We start from the raw sequence: 19,807 nt of genomic DNA on the forward strand, positions 1-19,807 counted from the left end.
GACAAAATCTCATGAACTGAAATTGCAAGTTGACCATCGGGTGCGCGATTCGCGCACTTTTTGCGTTTCAAGGCCTCGCCTCAAAGTGCAAAAACCTCTGCTAACTCGTTGCAAAGGTGATTAATTACGTCTATTTTTGTGAGTCGAATCCCCACGAAATTGAGTACTGTCTTTGGAGGTAACACCATGACCCGCATCTCAGCACGGTTCGTTCTGAGTCTCCTGTCCCTGTTTGTCGGATCGGCGCTGTACGCGTCCACGATAGAGACGGGATCTCCCTACCTTCACGTCAATAGCTTTTCGCCGGCCTACACGAACATCGAGTGGCGCGACGGCCAATTTAACGTCGCCTCGACCGTGCTGGACGGCGAACTGTTGTCCGCGGTGGACATCCCCGGTGAGCGTCTGCTCATGCGCGAAGGGATGCCCGCTCTTCCGCACATCACGCGCATCTACCAGATTCCTAATACAGGATCGGTTGAGCTCGTTATTAACAACGCCGAGTATCGCATCGAAGAGAATTTCAACTCGATTCCCTCGCAGCGTGAAGATCAGCAGTCGTGGGGTACGCCGCTGAAATCGCCGTCGGTCTACGGCGTGGATGCCTGGTACCCGCCGGCGGTAGCGGAAATCAGCGCACCTTCAATTTTTCGCGATTTTCGCGTTGTAACCGTGACGCTGTACCCTGTGCAGGTCAACCCTGTCACTCGCCAAGCTCGCTTCTACGACAATTTGAGCGTGGATATCGTTGCCAACGAACTTCCGGGCATCAACGAACTGCATCTGAATCGCCGCCCCAGCGGCACGTGGGCCCCGATGTATGAAGCCCTGATCGAGAATCTCGATGAGAATGCCTTGGACGACGCGGATCCTGCACCGGGCAGCTATGCCATCATTTGCCGCGACAACGCCACCGCATTGCAGTGGGCCGACTCCCTGAAAATGTGGCGTGAGCGCATGGGTTTTACGGTGACGGTAGAAGCGCGTAACAACTGGTCCAGCAGCACCCTGCTTAGCTACCTTCAGGATGCGTACAACAATTGGGAACCGCCGCTGGAATACGCCTGCCTCCTGGGCGACGTTAGCGGTACTTGGTCCTTACCGATGAGTCCCAATTCCCGGTACGATCACGGTTACGCCGACCTCCAGGGGAATGACGATTTCGAGGAAATCTCGGTGGGCCGTTTGTCCGTATCTCAAGCCAATCACTTCCCGATCGTCTTCAACAAGATCACGGCCTACGAGCGCACGCCGTACATGGACGATCCGTCGTGGTTCACCCGTGCGTTCCTCTACGCCGGGACGAGCAACAACGTTAGTTCAAATGAAATTCTGATGCTCTGGGCTGCCGACATGTTCCGTAACTACACCGGCGTATCCAATCCTCAGGTTTCAACGCACAACGGCTCGGTCAGCAATTCGCTTATCGGCGAGCGCCTCACGGAAGGCGTGACGTTCTTCCTGTGGCGCGGTACGGTCGTTGGAGAAATGCAGGAATCTGCGGCTACATCAATGAGTTCGTCCACGAAGCTGCCGGTTGTGCTGACAATCACGTGTGGCTCGGGTGACTTCGACGGCAGCGGTCTGAATGAAGCGTGGCTGCTGGCTGGTACCGCGACGGCGCCGAAGGGCGGAGTCTGCGGTATTGGTACTGCGACGTTTAACACGCACGTCCCCTTTAACAACACGATTGCCGGCGGTCTGGCCTACAACATCACCAACCGAGGCGTCCGCCACATCGGCCCCGCGCTCTCCGGCGCGAAAGCCGAGCTGCTGCGCTCGTTTCCCGGTGACGGTTTTGGCGCCCAATTCTCGTGGTGGAATAACTTGATGGGCGACCCGGGTCTCTCGATGTGGACCGATGTGCCGGTAGTCATGGATGTCACGTATCCCGGCACGTTGAATGTTGGCGCTCGCCGCGTAAGACCGCAAGTCGTGGATCAGCTGTCAGGCGAGCCGATTGCGGACGCGTTGGTAGTTCTGATCAAAGACGACGAGACCTTCGTGAAGGGCTTCACCGATGCCGGTGGATTCGTTGATTTGCCGGTGACCGTGAACTCCACGGGAACCATGACGCTGACGGTTTCCAAGCGTAACCACAAGCCGTTTCTCGCGGACATAAGTTGTGTAACCGCCGACGAGATGGTGACGGTTCTGACATACGGCCTCGATGACGACAACAGCAACGGCACGGTTGGCAACAGTAACGGCGCCTTCAATCCCGGCGAAACCGTGGATATGGCGCTGACACTGCGGAACTTCGGCACGGCGACGACCGCGCAGAACGTGACGGCCAGTGTGACTGTGGACAACCCGGATGTGACCATCCTGCAATCTACATCGTCTTTCCCGTCATTGGCGCCGGGCCAGCAGGGTGTCGGCAATTCCGCGTTCAGGCTGCATCTGGCGCCCACAATGCGCCATCTTGAGACGGCTAAGCTCACATTCGAGGTATCGTCGTCCAGCGGCACCGCCTTCAGCACGGTCGAGCTGACGATCCTTGCCGGAAGTTGCGTTTGGGTGTCGTCTCAGATATCCGGAGGCAATGGCAACAGTCGGTTGGATCCGGGCGAAATCGCCAACTTGCGGCTGACGGTCCGCAATGAAGGCGGTTTGACGATGGATGACGTGACCGCCACCTTGATTTCTCGATATAGCCTGCTGTCTGTCAATGACGGAACAGGGGTCTTCGGAGACATCGCCATTGGGCAAAACGCATCCAGCGGCGCCACCGATTTCGTGATTCGCGGCAACAGCGTTGCCTATCCCGGCAGTCAAGCGAGTCTGGTCGTCGTTCTGGAAACTCCGACGGGGTTCGTGGACACCGTGAGTTTCAATCTGCCCATCGGAGTCGCGGCCAACACCGACCCGTCCGGTCCGGATGCCTTCGGCTACGTGGCCTACGACAACATTGACACGGATTATGAGTTCAGTCGGCCGTTCGCCTGGACGGATATTTCCGCCACAGGTGTTCGCCTGACGCACGCCAGCGCCGATCCGGGTGAGCAGGCGCCCAATGGTCAGACCAATAGCGATGTCATTCCACTCCCGTTCCCCTTCATGTTCTATGGTGAAGTCTACGACACCCTGACGATTTGTTCCAATGGCTGGGCGGCGTTCGGGGATCAGGACCACTTGGACATGTTCCGCAATTATGCGATCCCGGGACAGCAGGCGCCGGACGCACTCGTTGCGCCGTTCTGGGATGACCTGCGTACGAATCAGAATGGCGATGGTGTGTACTATCTGTACGATGAAGGCAACCATCGTTTGATCATTGAGTGGAACGCTACCGGCGCCTTCGCCTCTGGCACTCAGTTGGACTTTCAACTCATCCTGTTAGACGAAGCGTTCTACCCGACCAACGACGAGAATGGTATCCTGGTCTTCCAGTATGACAACGCGCAGACTGTTGGCCAGGATAACTTTGAAACCCCCGGCGAGACGATCGGTATCATGGCGCCGCAGTCGCTGTACGGTTTGCAGTATCGGTTCGGCAGCTTGAATGCACCGGGCGGCAATGGCATCGGCAACGATCGCACGATCGTCATTACAACGGAAAAGCGTTTTGCCACCGGCATCATCGAAGGAACCGTGCTGGACGCCGCTACCAACCAGCCCGTTGCCAATGTCCTGATTTCAATTGACGGTGAAGAAGATCAGGCGCTCACGAACGCGCAGGGCGAGTATCAGATGACCGACGTCGAGATCGGCACGTACACGGTTCGGGCCAGCCGTTTCGGCTACAACGACGGCGTTGTGACGAATTTCGTGGTTGAGATGGACTCGACGGAGGAAGCCCTCTTCAGCTTGACTCATCCGGAAATCACGCTCTCCCGCGAATCAATGGTCGTGAATGTCCCCGGCGACCCTGTCGAGCAGAGTTTTGACATTGAGAACGCCGGCAACGGACCACTGGAGTTTCGCATCAGTGTGGAGTATCATGGCGTGGACGGCGAACGCGGAACGTGGGCGACCATCGGTCAGGAAAGTGTTACACAGGAAACTGAAGACGCCCAGATTCTGGGTTGCGCATTTGACGGTGCAAACTGGGTCGTCAGCGGCGGCTCGGGCCCCAGCGGACCGAACTACCTGTACTTCTACGACCTCCAGGGCAACTTGAGCCGCACAGTGGAGCAGCCGACCACGACGCAGTTCGGCTACTACGATCTGGCGTTTGACGGCGATTACATTTACGGCAGCACGGATGGGTTGCAGGAGCTGCAAGGTGTGGACGGCAACGGCGTGATTCGCACAACGGTGCCCGTTTCTCAGGTCAGCCCGGCCCGCTGTATCGCATATGACTCTGCGCTCGATCAGTTCTGGGTTGCGGACTATAGCACGCCTGTCTACTGTGTGGATCGGCAAGGCAATGAGCTGCACCGTTTCAATAACACGTTGGACAAGACCGGTTTGGCCTGGTATCCCGATGATCCCGACGGCTACAAGCTTTACATTTTCCATTGGAATACGCAGGGCGCTGGCGGCACCTTTATCAGCAAGATGCACCCGTCTACCGGCCAGATTGCTGCTGTCACGCAGATTGTGGATGTTGCCGGAGATCGTGCGGGCGGCTGTGACATCAGTTCAACTTGGAACAGCATGCTAACGGTATTTGGCGGAATCTACCAGAACCCGCAGGGCGACCGACTGGAAATGCGTCAGATGAAATTCGACACCGATTGGATTGGTGTGACGCCGTTGAATTCCTCTGTCTTGCCGCAAAGTACACGGGACGTGTCTGTCTCGATCAATGTGGACGAACTGCGCGACCTGACCTACACGGTGGATATCGTCGTTCGCAATAACTCCTTGGACAGCGCAATGGTCCTGCCGCTGACGCTTACCCGCACGCTGGTCGCCGATGAGCCGCGTAACGAACTGCCGCAGGTCTACGCGTTGCATCAGAACTACCCGAATCCATTCAATCCCAGTACTCAAGTGAGTTTTGACCTGCCGGAGGCTGGAATGGCCAGCCTGCGCATCTTCAACGTGCTGGGCCAGGAGGTCGCGGCGCCGTTGAACGGGTCCCGGCTGAATCTTGGTCACCACATTGTCAACGTGGACATGGCCGGTCTGCCGTCCGGAGTCTACCTCTATCGCCTCGAAAGCGGCAGTTTCGTCGAGACCCGCAAAATGGTCCTGATGAAGTAGAATCGGACAAATCCAATCCAAATAAGCGCGGCGGTCCTTCGGGCCGCCGCGCTTGTTGTTGCGGCTTGCTTTCCACGCCGGGCGGTTGTAAATTCTGCCTATGGACTCGACGACACCAAATCCGACGCTTCACAAGTTGCAGGAGCGGATCAAGGAGCTGACGGCGCTGCATCAAACGGCGCGTCTGCTCCAGAATGACGATCGCCCCGAGCACGAGCTTGTCCAGGATGTGGTGTCGGTCATTCCTTCCGCGTGGCAATACCCCGAGATTGCGGTCGCGCGGATTTCCTGCGGCGCGTTAGTCGTCTCATCTCCAGGCTATCAAACGTCAAACTGGTCACAGGTCTCGTCTTTCAGAGTGGGGCCGCACGTCGAGGGCAAGGTCGAGGTCTGTTACCTGGAGGAGCGCCCACCCGCCGATGAAGGCCCGTTCCTCGCCGAAGAACGTGACCTGATAGATTCGCTGGCGGACCTGCTCCGCTCCTACTTCCAGCACAAGCAGTCAGCAGCGGAGATTCGCGCCGCGAATGACGGTCTCGAACGGCTTGTCGTTGAACGCACGCGCGACCTGCGAAGATTGGCCACTGAACTGTCACTGGCCGAAGCACGCAAGGATCGTGAATTGGCCGCCGACCTGCATGACCATGTGATGCAGGAGTTCGCTTTCATCAAACTTCGTATTATGCAGTTTCGCGGTGACGCGGTCTTCTGCGGCTTCGAACAGCGCTTCGATGAGATCATCGCTTTAGTCGAACGGGCCATCAAGTTCACACGCCGAATGAGCTTCGAGCTTAGTACTCCAATGCTCTACGAACTGGGTCTGGTCGCGGCATTAGAGTGGTTGGGAGAACAAGTTTCCCAGCGGCACAATGTAGTGGTGCATGTCCACCAAGGCACGGCTGGAGCCGACGCAAGCCTGCCCGAAGCCCTGCGCATTACGCTGTTTCGCGGCGTACAGGAGCTGCTGACCAACGCGGTGAAACATGCGGCGGCGCGCAGTCTCGATGTGACCGTTCAGCGGCATAGCGGTGCCGTCGAAGTCATCGTCAAGGATAACGGTCGCGGTTTCGATTCCGACAGCGCGCTCCGGAACGCAACGGCGAGTTCAGGCTTCGGTCTGTTTAGCATTCGCGAGCGTCTCCGGCACTTCGGCGGCGCGCTGACCGTCCACTCGATAATCGGCACGGGCACCACCATCGCGATGCGCGTGCCATTGGAGCAAGCATGAGCGCGTTGCGCATCGTTCTGGCCGACGATCACCAGCTCTTTCGCACGGGGCTGCGCCAGTTGATCGAGAGGCACCCTTCAGTCACGGTCGTCGGCGAAGCGGCTACAGGCATTGCCGCTATTGACGTCACGAAACGACTGCTGCCGGACCTGCTCTTGCTTGACATATCCTTGCCGGAGCTTAATGGTATCGAAGTAGCCCGCCGACTGACGCAGGAACTGCCGGATGTCCGCATTCTGATTATTTCGATGCACTCCGACCGGCGTTACGTCGTCGAGGCCTTGCGAGCCGGCGCCAAGGGTTATCTGCTTAAAGACTCGTCACCGGACGAGATGGTGCGGGCGATTCAGAAAGTGATGCGCGGCCATTTCTATCTTTCGGCGCAAATCAATGAACAGGTCGTCGCCGATTTCGTCCGTCAGTCCAAGTCCGCAGACGCCACGGCCTTTTCGGTGCTCAGCGCGCGCGAACGCGAAGTCTTGCAGCTTATTGCCGAAGGGAAAACGACCAAGCAGATTGCCGAGCTCCTGAACTTGAGTGCGAAAACCGTTGAGACCCATCGTATGCACATCATGGACAAATTGCAATTGCACACGCTGCCGGAACTGACGCGCTATGCCCTGCGCGAAGGGCTGACCTCGCTCGAGTAGCCCCGCCCTCAGGCTTTTTCCCCGTCTGAATCAGGAGAATCCCGATACCCGGTCCGCGGGGATTGTTGTAAGTTGTCGAACAGGTACCATCTCACATATTCTTGAGGATTAACCATGTTCGACACTGGTAATACTGGTTTCATGCTGCTGGCCACGAGTCTGGTGATGCTCATGACACCCGGCCTGGCGTTCTTCTACGGCGGTTTGGTCAGCCGTCGCAACACGCTGGCCATCATGATTCAGAGCTTCGTTTCGATGGGCGTTACCACCATTGTCTGGTGGGCAGTCGGCTACTCACTCTGCTTTTCGGGCGGCGAGGGCGGTATCATTGGCAATCTGGATCAGGCGTTCCTGCGCGGCGTTGATCTGAACACCCCGTGCCCGATCAACCCGACGATTCCGGCCTTCGTGTTCTTCGCTTACCAGATGATGTTCGCCATCATCACCCCCGCCTTGATCACCGGTGCGTTCGCCAACCGCATCAAATTCCCGGCTTATCTGATCTTTTTGGTGTTATGGCTCCTGTTCGTCTACTGCCCGTTCGTGCACATGGTGTGGGGCGGCGGCGTCTTGCAGAAGTGGGGCGTGCTGGATTTCGCGGGCGGAATCGTGGTGCACAATATCGCCGGTATGGCGGCATTGGCCTCGGTGCTTTATGTCGGTCGTCGCAAAGTCGTCGAGAATATCCCGCATTCGATCCCGCTCGTGGCGCTGGGTACGGGCCTGCTGTGGTTTGGCTGGTACGGTTTTAATGCGGGCAGTGAGTTAAAGGTGGACTCGATTACCGGCCTGGCCTTCTTGAATACAGACATTGCCGCATCTTTTGCGGGCGTGGTCTGGTTATTGCTCGCCTGGTTCTTGGAGAAGAAACCCAAATTTGTGGGCTTGCTGACCGGGGCGGTTGCGGGGCTCGCGACGATTACCCCGGCGGCCGGATTTGTTTCGCCCACCAGTGCGGTTATTATCGGCTGCGTGTCAGGGGTTGTATGCTACTTCGCCGTCTCGATCAAGAACTCGTTGCAGTGGGATGACGCCCTTGACGTCTGGGGAGTGCACGGCGTCGGTGGCCTGCTGGGAATCGTCATGCTTGGCCTGCTCGGCAGTACCGTTGTCAATCCTGCCGGAGCCAACGGACTGTTTTTCGGCGGCGGCGACTTCCTTTTCAAACAGGTGGCGACAATCGTCATCTCTTCAATTTACGCCTTCCTCTTCACGTACGTCATGCTGGCCGTGATTAACAAATTCACGCCGGTCAAGACCACCGAGAAGGAAGAGCAAGAAGGCCTCGACGTCACTCTGCACGGCGAGGCGGCCTACGAACGGTAGTCCCATCCATTCATTTAGAGGATAGTATGAAGAAACTGATTGCTTTGACGTTGCTCGTATTTGCGACCTGCGCGTGGGCTGAGGATGCCTGCTGCCCGTCTGACCAGGAATGCTGTGCCGAGTTCACGGGCTTCGTGGACGGCGCATGGTTCAACGACATGAATGCCAATCCCGATTCCGGTGAGTTCAACCGATTCAGTCTGGATCAGGTTGAAGTAGACATTCAACGCAAGCTCGGTGCGCGCGGCTTTGTGCGGGCCGATCTCGAATATGTCAACGGCGCGGATCCCATGAACGCCATTGACTACCTTGAACAGGGTTACATGCAGTACGGATTCCCGGTCGGCGAGAAGCAGATTGACGTGATGTTCGGCAAGTTCAATGCTCCGATCGGCTATGAATTGCTGGACCCTGTGGACATGTATCAGTACTCGCATTCCGAAGTCTTCACTTACGGCTTGCCGACGAATCTGACCGGCGTCAAGGGCTACATGGACTTGTGCAAGCGCCTCGATCTGCACGCCTACATTGTCAACGGCTGGGACAACAATGCCGAGAACAACGACGGCATGACGTTTGGCGCTCGTCTCGGCGTCAAGCCGACGGAAAAAATCGGTTTGGGAATTTCGGCCATCGTCGGTCCCGAAGCCGCGGGCAAAGGCCCGGAGAGCCGCACCGTGATTGACATTGATGCCACTGCCAACCTCGTCGAGAATCTCGTTCTCGGAGCGGAACTTAACATGGGCTCCGAAGCCGAAGCCGCGCAGATCGGTACGGAGCTTGAGGACGCGGGCTGGATGGGTTTCCTGATCATGGGCCACTACGACTTCGATGACACCTTTGGTCTTACGGGCCGCCTCGGTTCGTTCTCCGACGATTTCGGCATTCGCACCGGCGTGCCGCAGGGTAAGGACCTGAGCTACACGAGTATCACGCTTGCCCCGACGGCGAAGTTAGGCGACGGGATGGGTTGCTTGCTTGAATTGCGCATGGACTCAGTCAACGAAGAAATCTGGTTAGATGCCGACGGGAAGGCCACGGACGCGCGCACGACGGTGGCGTTTGAAGTGACCTATTCGTTCTAACAAGCATTGACCAACTTGATCCGTGCCGGCGTCTCCTCCGGCCGGAGCGCAACAGAAGCGGCTGGCACGATGTGCCAGCCGCTTTGCATGGAGACAGGTATCAGCCTGACTTAGTCGCGGCTATTCCGTAACAGGATCAAACGTGCCATTTGCAAGAGAGCCATCGTCGCTGCAGCCACGTAGGTCCACGCTGCCGCGTTCAGCACCTTGCGTGCGCCTGCGACTTCGTCTGGAGCCAGGAAACTACCGTTACCCAGTATTGCCAAAGCGCGATTGGAGGCGTCAAATTCCACAGGCAGCGTCACCATGTGAAACAGCACGGCGGCGGCAAAGAAGATGATCGCTAGGTCCATCATCCAACTGATGTTGGGAATGAACATGCCAATGAAAAACAGCGGCATCGCGGCCATGCTTCCGATGTTAGCCACGGGCACGAGGGACGCACGCCAGCTCATTGGAGCGTAACCGACCTTGTGCTGGATCGCATGGCCGACTTCGTGCGCCGCCACCGCCAACGCCGACAGGCTGGTCGAGCCGAAGATACCTTCCGACAGGCGGACCTTGCGATCGCCCGGGTGGTAATGGTCAGTAAGCTCGCCCGCAATCGGTTCTACGGCCACGTCATGCAGGCCATTCTGGTCCAGAATCCTGCGCGCGACCTGCTGGCCGGTCATGCCCAGCCGCGAGTGCACGTCACTGAATTCACGATAGGTGCCTTTCACTTTGAACTGCGCCCACAACGCCAGCGCGAACGCGGGCAAAATGAGAACCATTGTCCAATCGAAAAACGGTAACATCACGTCAATTTACTCCAAAGTGGTTAAGTCAAAGCAGTGCGGCAGAGCGGGACGGCCGCGCAAGAAATCTGCGATCAGCATCTCCCGCTTGCCAGCCGGTTTCACAATCTTTAACGAAATCGGCACATCCCCTGTTCCAATGAGCATAGAATCCTGATTTAGCTGAACTTGCCCGGGCGTTAGCGGCTCTGGGTTGTCCGCAAGTTCGGCCCGCATGATCTTCAAACTAAATTCACCTGCCCGAATGACAGCCCCGGGCGCCGGGCTGAACGCACGAATCCGGTTCACCAACTGTCCGCCGGATTCCCGTAGGTTCAGCTCAAAGTCAATCACCCTAAGTTTCGGAGCGGCGGTGACCTGCGATTCATCTTGAGGTATCGGGTTAAGGCTCGCTCCAGCCGCCAACAGGTCAAGCACTCCAACGAGCATCCGTGCGCCAATGCCTGCCAGACGATTGTGCAGCTCCCCGAAATTCTCCGACGGTGCCACAGCCGTCCGCTCCTGTGCGAGCATGCCACCGCCATCAATCTGCTCCGTCAAGCGAATAATCGTCACGCCAGTCTCAGTTTCGCCGCGCAACAGCGTCCACTGAATCGGTGCCGGACCTCGGCCCTTCGGAAGTAGGCTCGGATGTACGTTTAACGAACCCCATTTCGGCAGCGCAAACATCTCCCGCGGCAGGATCCGAAACGCCACGACCACCAACGCCTCCGGACCAATGTCGCGCAGTTGTTCGAGAAAGCCGGCGTCCCTGAGCTTGCCCGGTGACAAGACCTGCAAGCCGCGCTCGAGTGCGATGGCCTTGACGGGCATCGGGGCGAGCTTACGGCCCCGACCCTGCGGCTGATCAGGGCTCGTGACGACCGCCGCCACCTCATGGTCACTTGCCAGCAACGCATCAAGCGTCGGCACGGCGAATTCCGGATTACCGCAAAAGACGATGCGCAATCTCTTAGGACTCCTGTGACTCGCGTTCGAGGCGCTTGAGTTTACTCGAGAGCAGCGACCGTCGAATGGGCGAAAGATGGTCAATGAACAGCACGCCGTTCAGATGATCAATTTCATGCTGCAGCACCCGCGCCAGCATTCCCGACGCTTCGATCGTTTTACGCTCGCCGTTCAGCGTATCAAATTCAACGGTGATCGTCTCCGGCCGCGTAACCGTTTCCCGAATCTCAGGAATCGAAAGGCAGCCTTCTTCAAAATCCAATGTACCAGAGGACTGCTTTATCACAGGATTGGCGATGGCAAGATAGTGGCGGTCGTCAGATTCGTCATCGTCGTCCGGCAGGCCAATAACGAGCAGCCGCACAGCCCGGTCCACTTGATTCGCCGCCAACCCGATCCCTTCGTATGCGTCCATAGTCGCCATCATCTCACGTGCAAATTCACGCAGAGAATCATCGAACACCGTGACCTCGTCAGCACGGCGCCGCAGCGTGGGGTGACCGTAGATAATCACCCGGTGACGCTTCGTCGTCTCTTCGTAAGGAAGTTTCATGACCGGTGCCGGGATCAGGCGCCGATGACGCGTGCGACGGCGGCGCGGTCCACCTTGATCTTGACTTCGTCCGAGATCTTCAGCCACAGTGTGTTGTCCTTCTCGTCAATACCCGCCACCTTGCCGTACACGCCGCCCATGGTCACGACTTCGTCACCGGCTTTTACTGCTGCCAGCATAGCGTTGTGCGCTTTTTGACGCTTCTGCTGCGGGCGGATCATCAGGAAGTACATGACAACAATGATCAGGACGAACGGCAGCAGAGCACCCAGAATGCTCGGCTGGGCGGCGGCATCGGCTTGTAACACGGGGAGAAACATCGGGGAAATTCCAAAGTTGGGCATGTGGCCTCCAGTTAAGAGTCTTTCTGTTCAACTTGTGGCAGTACGCTCTGCATCCACGGGCCGAAATCTCCGGCGTCGAGGTGCGCGCGCATCTGCCGCATCAAGTCTTGATAAAAATGGACATTGTGCAGCGAAATCAATCGCAGGCCTAACAATTCGTCGCACACGAACAAATGCCGCAAATAGGCGCGGTCATAGGTCCGGCACGTGTAGCACTCACAGTCTGCTTCAAGTGGCACAAACTCGCTCTTGTGCCGCGCCGTCTTGATGATCACGCGGCCGTTCCAGGTGAAGGCGCAACCGTTGCGGCCGTTGCGGGTCGGCAGAACGCAGTCGAAGAAATCCACGCCCCACGACACGCACCGCAGTAGATCTTCCGGGAACCCCACGCCCATCAGGTAACGCGGTTTATGCTTTGGCAACATCTCGACCGTCAGCGGTACAAGCTCGTGAAAAATACTCTTCGGCTCGCCAACCGCCATGCCGCCGATCGCGTAGCCCGGGAAATCCAAATCAATCAGCGCCGCCGCCGACTCTTTGCGCAAGTCATGGTACGTCGAGCCCTGCACAATTGCCCACAGATTCTGCCGATGTCCATACAGGATCGGTTGTTCCGCCTCGGCTACCAGCGCCTGCTTCGCCCATTGAATGGTCAGCCGATTCCAGTCATCGGCCTGGCTATGCGAACACGGATAGGGTGGACACAGATCAAGGACCATCATCATGTCGGAGCCAATGTGCCGCTGAATCTTGACGACCGACTCGGGCGTGAACTCGTGATAGCTTCCATCGAGGTGTGACTGAAACCGGACACCGTGTTCGTGGACCTTACGAATCTCCGCAAGGGAGAACACTTGAAAACCGCCCGAGTCCGTGAGAATAGGGCGCTCCCAGCGCATGAACCTATGCAGACCGCCGGCCTCCTTGAGAATGTCGAGCCCAGGCCGCAAATAGAGATGATAGCTATTCGCCAGCATCGCCTGCACATGCGACTCGACCAATTCGCGCGGCGTCAGCGTTTTGACAACACCCAGTGTACCGACGGGAAAGAAGTGCGGCGTCTGAATCTCGCCATGCTCCGTCGTCAACACCGCGCGCCGTGCGCTCGTGCCGGACGGATCCTCAAACGCAACTGAAAATGGATGACGTTCTACTTCTGCCACGGCCGTCTGGATTTTTCGATGACGACACCAAAATCATTTGTCGGCAATTCACACCCAAAATTCCGGCAGAAGTACCAAGTAGGCTTGCCATCCATCAGGTCTTTGCCTGACAGGAGTGACTCAAGTGGATGATTAGCGGGCAGGCGCGCGGCGAACTGGTCATCAATCGAGATGACTTGCCGATTATGATCCTGCACGCGGCCGCCTGGTTTCCGCCCGGCTGGGCTTACAATGATAACTTGTTCCGGCGGAAACATCAACCACTCCGCAGTCAATAGCGCTTGTGCGAACGCAGTCGGATGGCTTTCTAACAGCGGCAGCATTGTATCAATTTGCTTTTCAGCTCGCTGTCTGAACTTCTCTTCGCCGGACAAATAATAAAGCTTGATAAAAAGATTGCCCGCCAGCGAGTTCCCTGACGGCATCGCGCTGTCATACAAATCCACCGAGCGCACTCCGGCGACGGAGTCTTCACTCATGTAATACAGGCCATCGCCTTTCGCAAACCGCCGTTCAATCTCGTCCGCGAGCTTGTAGGCACCGTCAAACCAGCGAACTTCACCGGTCGCACAAAAGAGGTCAAGTAACCCATTGCCCAATGCCGCGTAATCGAGGAGTAGTTGCACCCGAAGTTCCTTGTCCCCAAGAAACGAATGCACAAGCTCTCCATCCCGTTCGAACGGAGTTAGAAAGCGATTCGCAATTCTTTCTCCGGAAGAGTCGAACACGAGATTGCTGATGAGCATTCCATTCCAGTCGCAGAGCACCTTCTCATCACGCGTCGGCATGATGCGTTGCGACCGGGCGACCAACAATCTCATCCTATGCGGCCATCTGTCCCTGTGAAAGTTCTGTAGCTTGTCGTCCGCGTTGTTCAGCAAGTTTGGAATCGAGAGGCCGTGCTCGAAGTTTCCCTGCGGGGTAATATCGAAATCATGGCAGAACTTCTCGGCATCTTCTCCAAGAACCTGTCGTACTTGCTCTGGATTCCAAAGATAAAACCAACCTTCTTTGCCCTCAGAATCTGCATCAATAGCTGAAATGAAGCCACCTTCGGGCGCTTGCATTTCTCTATGCAGCCATTCCCAAGTTAAATACGCAGTTCCCCAAACGCCTAACCCGCCGAAACTCTCTTTCACAGCATCGCTATACACGCCACCGAGCAGCGCATTGTCATAGAGCATCTTCTCGAAATGCGGCACAAGCCATTTATCGTCCGTCGAGTAGCGGTGAAAACCGCCGCCAATCTGGTCGAATATTCCGCCCCGCGCCATCTTGTCTAGCGTGAATCCGACCATGTGCCTGACGCTGTCGTCACCGGTGCGCGAGTAGTAACGCAGCAGCATCGCCAGCTCCATCGCATGCGGAAATTTCGGTGCCCGCGCGAATCCGCCGTGGACGGAATCAAAGTTCCGCGCCGACTCGCGCACGGCGTTTTCCAACAGAGCAGGGGAGAGTGTGCCTCCTGAAGGCGGCAGATTGAATTCTACATGCACGGCGTCGTGCAACTGTAACGCGATGTTCATGACGGAATCGCGTTCTGTTTCCCACGCCTTCGCAATCCCTTGCAGCACATCCATGAATCCGGGCCGACCGTATTTCGCTTCCGGTGCCCAGTATGTGCCGCCATAAAAGGGCTTTCGGTCAGGTGTCAGAAACACCGACATCGGCCAGCCGCCGCCACCCGTCATGCGCTGGACGGCCTGCATATAGTGGTGATCCACATCGGGCCGCTCTTCGCGATCTACCTTGACCGCAATAAAGTGCTCATTCAAATACGCCGCAATCTCCTCGTTCTCGAAGGACTCATGCGCCATGACGTGGCACCAATGACAAGCCGCATAACCCACAGACAAGAACACCGGCTTGTCCTCGCGCAACGCCTGCTCAAACGCAGCATCACCCCACGGCAGCCAATCCACAGGATTGTGCGCGTGTTGCAATAAATACGGACTGGCTTCGTGGATTAAGGCGTTGGAGTGCACGGCGGGCTTGGAACAGGCAGCGAGCAAAATTGCCAGGGCGGTGATAGGTTTCAACAAGATCGGCCGACGATGAAACGTTCATGCCCCTGAATATCGCGGTGAATCGTCAGACTTGTCAGATGTGGCGCAAACAGTGTTCGGATCGGCTCTGCCTGGCCGAGCCCGAATTCCAGGCCGAGAGCGCCGCCACTCGTCAAGAGCTGCGGCAGAAGGTCAGCGATCCTCTGATAGAATTCGAGGCCGCTCGGGCCGCTGATCAGCGCTCGCTTGCTTTCGTAATCGCGCACTTCGGTTTGCAGCGACGCATATTCGTCATCGCGAATATACGGCGGATTGCTGATGACCGCATCGAATGGCGCACGCGCGGTCGCCGGAAACTCCGCATCAAACAAATCGGATCGGACCGTTTCCAATTGAACGCCGTTCGTCCGCGCATTCTCATTTGTCTGTTCAATGGCTGTTGCGTCAACATCCACCGCGACAACATGCGCTCCCGATTTCGCGAGCGCAACGCTGATACATCCCGATCCACATCCGATATCGAGGACCCGCGCACCCGGTGCGAGTAATTTCGCGAACTCGGTGGCCAACTCTTCGGTTTCCGGACGCGGTATGAGCAGGCCTGGCCGCAGGCCAATCGTTGCGCCGCAGAAGTCCACTCGGCCGATGATGTACTGCAGAGGTTCGCGTTTTGCCCGGCGTCGGATCAACTCGCGTATTCCCTCTAATTCGTGCTCTTTGAGCGGCCGGTCATACTGTAGGTAAAGTTCAATACGCGGGATCTCCAGAGCCTTAGCGAACAGCGCTTCAGCATTCCGGCGCGGCGCGTCAATACCACGTGACTTGAAGAACTCATCCGTGGCGGACAACAAGTCAATCAAACGCTTGCCGTCGCTCATGCAAGGTGTTCTGCGGCGCGATTGAGTTTCTCTGCCCGGTCAGCCAGCCGCAGGGCCTCAATCAACTCCCCGATGTCGCCTTCCATGACGCGGTCGAGCTTGTACAGGGTTAGATTGATCCGGTGGTCCGTCACGCGATTTTGCGGGTAATTATAGGTGCGGATTTTCTCGGAGCGATCACCGCTTCCGATCTGGCTCTTTCGTTCCGCCGCCACTTTGCTCGCTTCTTCTTCGCGTCGCATGGCCAACAGGCGCGATGTGAGCACCTTCATCGCCTTCGCGCGATTCTTGATCTGCGAGCGTTCATCCTGAATGGCCACGACCAGGCCGGTCGGGATATGCGTGATGCGTACGGCCGATTCCGTCGTATTGACATGCTGCCCACCCGCGCCGGATGAACGATAGACGTCTATCTTGAGGTCAGTGATCTTCATTTCAACATCTGCCTCCTCCGCCTCCGGCAGCACGGCGACTGAGGCCGCCGATGTGTGAATACGCCCCTGCGATTCGGTCACCGGCACGCGCTGCACTCGATGCACGCCGCTCTCCCACTTGAGCAAACCGTAAGCGTTCGCACCTCTAATCTCCGCCACGACTTCCTTGATTCCGCCCGCTTCCGCTTCGGTCATCGAGGCCACTTCGAGTTTCCATCGCAGGACTTCGCAATAGCGTGAGTACATACGGAACAGATCACCCGCGAAGAGTGCGGCCTCTTCGCCGCCCGTTCCGGCTCGAATTTCCAAAATCGCATTGCGCTCGTCGGCCGGATCGCGCGGCAACAGGAGGCTGCGCAAATCGTCCTCAATCGTCGCGATCTTCTGCTCCAGCTCGCTAACTTCCACAGCTGCCATCTCACGCATCGTCATATCCGCCCCGCGCACCAACTCCCGGGCGCCATCCAGTTCGTTTAGGGCGCGCAGGTATTCCCTGCCCTTCTCGGCCAACGGAGCAAGGTCCTTGGCCTCTTTGAGCAGGGGTGTCGTCTGGCCAACACTGGCCGAAATTTCCGGACTGGCTAACAGTTCGTCAATCTCTGCCACTCGCCGGAGAATTTGTTGAATTTTATCAATCACTTAGATATTGGGTAATCAGAATTGCTCGGAGCGAATCCAGTAATTTACGCAACTTGAGACCAGCAAACAAGTTCGCGTAGTTTCGGGCCTGACCCCGGTCAATAATGTTGTCAAGGGCGAATGACCGTGCCTCTAACTTAGGGCTCTGATATATTGACAAATTGAGTCTACTTATCGCAACACAATGCTTTGTGGTGACATAGCAACTTAAAGCCAAACTACCTGGATTCTGCAATGTCCTTGACACGTTGCAATGACTCTTCGTATATTGACCGGGCGAAATCAGGGGTGGGTGGGGTTTTCATTCTGAGAGGTGGAAAGTTATGAAGAAGTTCGTTGTTGCGATTCTCCTAATTTCAGTATTTGCAGTGGCAAGCTACGCGGCCCTCGTGCCTGTGGTGCCGCCGCAGCCAAAGAAGGGCGTATCCGCTCTCGTTCCGGTCGTGCCGCCGCAGCCGAAGAAGGGCCTCGACGCCCTGGTTCCGGTTGTCCCGCCGCAGCCGAAGAAGGGTATTGACGCTCTCGTCCCGGTGGTCCCGCCGCAGCCGAAGAAGGGCCTCGATGCTCTTGTTCCGGTTGTCCCGCCGCAGCCCAAGAAGGGCTACGACGCTCTGGTGCCGGTCGTTCCGCCCCAGCCGAAGAAGTAGTTCCAGCATAGTTTTCGGGCGTAAGCCCGCGAACGCGATCGTTGGCTCGTGGATTGCATATCCATGACCCAATGGTCGCGTTTTTTGTATATGGCTTGGCGGTCATCGGCCTGGTGGTCGTTGGCATCGCTCACCCCCGGACACCCCAATGGGTCTGGGAATTCTCGTTTATTACAAATATTCTAATACTCAGCATAACATCTCTGCTGAGTTTTCTCGTTTACCGCCGCGAGCAGCACTACCGCGAGGTCTTCTTCGCACTCTGGATCGTCTTTGCCGTTTTTGCCGTCGCCGGGCCACTTCTTGCCCTGACGCAGGCGATCGCCAGCCTCGAAATGAACGTTCATTTCTACGTTTGGTACGCCTCGATCTTAGTACATGTGACCCTCGCCTGGGCTGTGACGACAATTACGGTTGGCTATTTGTCCAGCGTTCGTCGCCGCATCGTGCATTCTGCCCTGGCATCGTTGGCGCTTTTCAGCATCTCAATCTGGTTGTACTCCCCCTACATCTTTGACCCTGGCCTGACCATTGGGCAGAACGACCTCGGCGAGCAAGTTATAAGCTATGCAAAAATAGACAGTTCATCAATTGTGCTGAATATTTTCAGCCTTTTGATGTTGTTGGCATTCTACGTGCATAAGTATCGTACGGACAGACCGATCGGGGCATATGCAGATACCCTGCTGTTCCTGTTCGGCCTGGCCCTCGGGATAGACACAGCCGAGATGACTCTGCGCCAGGTCGAATTCACCCATTTGGTGATATCCCAGTGGGGGATCATGGGTGTGTACGGGGCGATGGCCGTTTGCCTGGTCCTTCGACTTAAGTTCAAATCACAAACGATAGCGGACTACTATGAATCCCAATGCCTATCTGACGACCCTGCTATTGATCGGCGGATTGGCGGGTTTGACCGCCTTATTCTACGGACTTTTTTTGATCCGGAGAAGGTTGGGACGAAAGTATTCCTTGGGACAGGTTCGGCCCGAATGAAAGTACGTCGAACACCGACTCCTGTCGGTCGGCGTGCAGCAAATCACGGATGAATAATCTACCGCTTGATGGATCCCCTTTGGGGAGGAGTATCTTATGCTAAACAAAAACTGGATGGAGAGCCGCTATACACTCGGTTCGCTTGTGGCCCGCAGCGCGGCCATGCAGCGGCTGGTGCGCCAGGCCAGCTTGCAGACGCACAGTGATGCGTCGCTGCTTGTGGTCGGCGACACCGGAACCGGGAAGTCCATGCTCTCTCGCGCCATACACAATTCGTCTTCACGCGGACCTCTCCCATTCGTGGCGGTTGCAGCGGCGCGCTTGACACCGGATGCCTGCGAGAGCATTCTATTTGGCAACGCACAGGGCGAAAGCGGAGCGCTCGCACGCGCTGCAGGAGGAACGCTCTTGCTGCGTGACGTTGAAGAGTTAGGCCCTGTGGCCCAAGAGCGGATCTCGCAGCTTCTGAGTTCAGCGGCCTTCACCACAGCGGCCGGCGAGCGCTGCACGGTCAATTTCCGCCTGATGTGCACCGGACATACCGGTGACCTTGCCGAACGGCTGGCGCGGGGCATGTTCTCGGAAGAGCTATATAGCCAGCTCTCATCGTCTGTCCTGACGATGCCCACACTGACCGAGCGCAACGCGGATATTCCGTACCTCGTGTCAGATATTCTGCGCAACTTCGCTGAACGCGAGCGCGTCAGCCGACCAAGCGTTCCCTATCACTATATGGAACTGCTGACGCGCGTGGAATGGCCGGAGAACGTCCAGCAACTGCGAAACCATGTCGAGAGCGTGATGGCGCTATCAGACGGCCGCTTTGATCCGGCGATCGTATTGGCGCACTTCGAAGAAACGGCGTCGCCGCAGTCGCTGAAGAGCCTCGTGCAAGAGCTGCTGCACAAACTGGTCGTCGCACCCCAAGCCGCCAGCGCGTCCGCGACAAACTGACGCAG

At 57.1% G+C, this 19,807-nt stretch carries 16 protein-coding genes; 8 read left to right on the forward strand and 8 right to left on the reverse strand.

What is annotated here, in order from left to right:
• The first annotated feature begins 186 nt into the window (after positions 1-186).
• The 5 genes from IPH10_07390 (at position 187) to IPH10_07410 (ending at position 9,443) form a co-directional block, all read left to right on the forward strand.
• Positions 187-5,154, forward strand: coding sequence for a carboxypeptidase regulatory-like domain-containing protein (locus tag IPH10_07390; GenBank protein MBK6910744.1), 4,968 nt, complete (start codon positions 187-189; stop codon positions 5,152-5,154).
• A gap of 100 nt (positions 5,155-5,254) precedes the next feature.
• A complete protein-coding gene (locus IPH10_07395) occupies positions 5,255-6,382 on the forward strand; it encodes a sensor histidine kinase (GenBank protein MBK6910745.1) in 1,128 nt (375 codons plus the stop codon).
• Positions 6,379-7,032, forward strand: a complete 654-nt coding sequence (locus IPH10_07400) for a response regulator transcription factor (protein MBK6910746.1) — start codon at positions 6,379-6,381, stop codon at positions 7,030-7,032. The genes IPH10_07395 and IPH10_07400 overlap by 4 nt, the downstream gene beginning before the upstream one ends.
• 114 nt (positions 7,033-7,146) lie before the next feature.
• Positions 7,147-8,358, forward strand: coding sequence for an ammonium transporter (locus IPH10_07405; GenBank protein ID MBK6910747.1), 1,212 nt, complete (start codon positions 7,147-7,149; stop codon positions 8,356-8,358).
• Between the two features lie 26 nt (positions 8,359-8,384).
• The gene (locus IPH10_07410) at positions 8,385-9,443 is read left to right on the forward strand and encodes an outer membrane beta-barrel protein (GenBank protein MBK6910748.1); all 1,059 of its coding nucleotides are present in this window, start codon (positions 8,385-8,387) and stop codon (positions 9,441-9,443) included.
• Positions 9,444-9,553: 110 nt separating this feature from the next.
• On the opposite strand, the gene IPH10_07415 is transcribed toward IPH10_07410, so the two are convergent.
• The 8 genes from IPH10_07415 to prfA are packed head-to-tail and all read right to left on the reverse strand — an operon-like array spanning position 9,554 to position 17,205.
• Positions 9,554-10,240 (reverse strand): zinc metallopeptidase, encoded by a 687-nt coding sequence (locus IPH10_07415; protein MBK6910749.1) that lies wholly within the window; start codon positions 10,238-10,240, stop codon positions 9,554-9,556.
• Positions 10,241-10,249: 9 nt separating this feature from the next.
• Complete coding sequence (locus tag IPH10_07420; GenBank protein ID MBK6910750.1) at positions 10,250-11,188, reverse strand: methionyl-tRNA formyltransferase; 939 nt, start codon at positions 11,186-11,188, stop codon at positions 10,250-10,252.
• A gap of 4 nt (positions 11,189-11,192) precedes the next feature.
• The gene (def, locus tag IPH10_07425) at positions 11,193-11,741 is read right to left on the reverse strand and encodes a peptide deformylase (protein ID MBK6910751.1); all 549 of its coding nucleotides are present in this window, start codon (positions 11,739-11,741) and stop codon (positions 11,193-11,195) included.
• 14 nt (positions 11,742-11,755) lie between these two features.
• Positions 11,756-12,061 (reverse strand): preprotein translocase subunit YajC, encoded by a 306-nt coding sequence (gene yajC, locus IPH10_07430; GenBank protein ID MBK6910752.1) that lies wholly within the window; start codon positions 12,059-12,061, stop codon positions 11,756-11,758.
• A gap of 35 nt (positions 12,062-12,096) precedes the next feature.
• Complete coding sequence (gene tgt, locus IPH10_07435) at positions 12,097-13,248, reverse strand: tRNA guanosine(34) transglycosylase Tgt (GenBank protein MBK6910753.1); 1,152 nt, start codon at positions 13,246-13,248, stop codon at positions 12,097-12,099.
• On the reverse strand, positions 13,236-15,260 hold the full coding sequence (locus IPH10_07440; protein MBK6910754.1) for a thioredoxin domain-containing protein: 2,025 nt from the start codon (positions 15,258-15,260) through the stop codon (positions 13,236-13,238). The genes tgt and IPH10_07440 overlap by 13 nt, the downstream gene beginning before the upstream one ends.
• A 23-nt stretch (positions 15,261-15,283) precedes the next feature.
• A complete protein-coding gene (prmC, locus tag IPH10_07445) occupies positions 15,284-16,132 on the reverse strand; it encodes a peptide chain release factor N(5)-glutamine methyltransferase (protein MBK6910755.1) in 849 nt (282 codons plus the stop codon).
• Positions 16,129-17,205 (reverse strand): peptide chain release factor 1, encoded by a 1,077-nt coding sequence (prfA, locus tag IPH10_07450; protein ID MBK6910756.1) that lies wholly within the window; start codon positions 17,203-17,205, stop codon positions 16,129-16,131. Before prfA ends, prmC begins: the two co-directional genes overlap by 4 nt.
• A 323-nt stretch (positions 17,206-17,528) precedes the next feature.
• On the opposite strand from prfA, the gene IPH10_07455 reads away from it, so the two are divergent.
• From IPH10_07455 to IPH10_07465, 3 genes are read left to right on the forward strand one after another with little or no spacing between them, the layout of a single operon-like run.
• Positions 17,529-17,852 carry a hypothetical protein gene (locus tag IPH10_07455; protein ID MBK6910757.1) on the forward strand — a complete coding sequence of 108 codons (324 nt, stop codon included), beginning with the start codon at positions 17,529-17,531 and terminating at the stop codon, positions 17,850-17,852.
• 41 nt (positions 17,853-17,893) lie between these two features.
• Positions 17,894-18,901, forward strand: a complete 1,008-nt coding sequence (locus IPH10_07460; GenBank protein MBK6910758.1) for a hypothetical protein — start codon at positions 17,894-17,896, stop codon at positions 18,899-18,901.
• A gap of 43 nt (positions 18,902-18,944) precedes the next feature.
• Positions 18,945-19,802, forward strand: coding sequence for a sigma-54-dependent Fis family transcriptional regulator (locus IPH10_07465; protein MBK6910759.1), 858 nt, complete (start codon positions 18,945-18,947; stop codon positions 19,800-19,802).
• Positions 19,803-19,807: the final 5 nt, after the last annotated feature.

It is taken from the genome of bacterium, from assembly GCA_016702305.1.
Taxonomy (GTDB): Bacteria; Electryoneota; RPQS01; order RPQS01; family RPQS01; genus JABWCQ01.

Bases quoted from the DNA above. Each gene is read 5' to 3' on its own strand.
- def (MBK6910751.1), bottom strand. From the start codon at position 11,741: ATGAAACTTCCTTACGAAGAGACGACGAAGCGTCACCGGGTGATTATC.
- IPH10_07410 (MBK6910748.1), top strand. From the start codon at position 8,385: ATGAAGAAACTGATTGCTTTGACGTTGCTCGTATTTGCGACCTGCGCG.
- IPH10_07405 (MBK6910747.1), top strand. From the start codon at position 7,147: ATGTTCGACACTGGTAATACTGGTTTCATGCTGCTGGCCACGAGTCTG.
- IPH10_07395 (MBK6910745.1), top strand. From the start codon at position 5,255: ATGGACTCGACGACACCAAATCCGACGCTTCACAAGTTGCAGGAGCGG.
- IPH10_07415 (MBK6910749.1), bottom strand. From the start codon at position 10,240: ATGTTACCGTTTTTCGATTGGACAATGGTTCTCATTTTGCCCGCGTTC.
- IPH10_07465 (MBK6910759.1), top strand. From the start codon at position 18,945: ATGCTAAACAAAAACTGGATGGAGAGCCGCTATACACTCGGTTCGCTT.
- prmC (MBK6910755.1), bottom strand. From the start codon at position 16,132: ATGAGCGACGGCAAGCGTTTGATTGACTTGTTGTCCGCCACGGATGAG.
- yajC (MBK6910752.1), bottom strand. From the start codon at position 12,061: ATGTTTCTCCCCGTGTTACAAGCCGATGCCGCCGCCCAGCCGAGCATT.
- IPH10_07400 (MBK6910746.1), top strand. From the start codon at position 6,379: ATGAGCGCGTTGCGCATCGTTCTGGCCGACGATCACCAGCTCTTTCGC.
- IPH10_07455 (MBK6910757.1), top strand. From the start codon at position 17,529: ATGAAGAAGTTCGTTGTTGCGATTCTCCTAATTTCAGTATTTGCAGTG.
- IPH10_07390 (MBK6910744.1), top strand. From the start codon at position 187: ATGACCCGCATCTCAGCACGGTTCGTTCTGAGTCTCCTGTCCCTGTTT.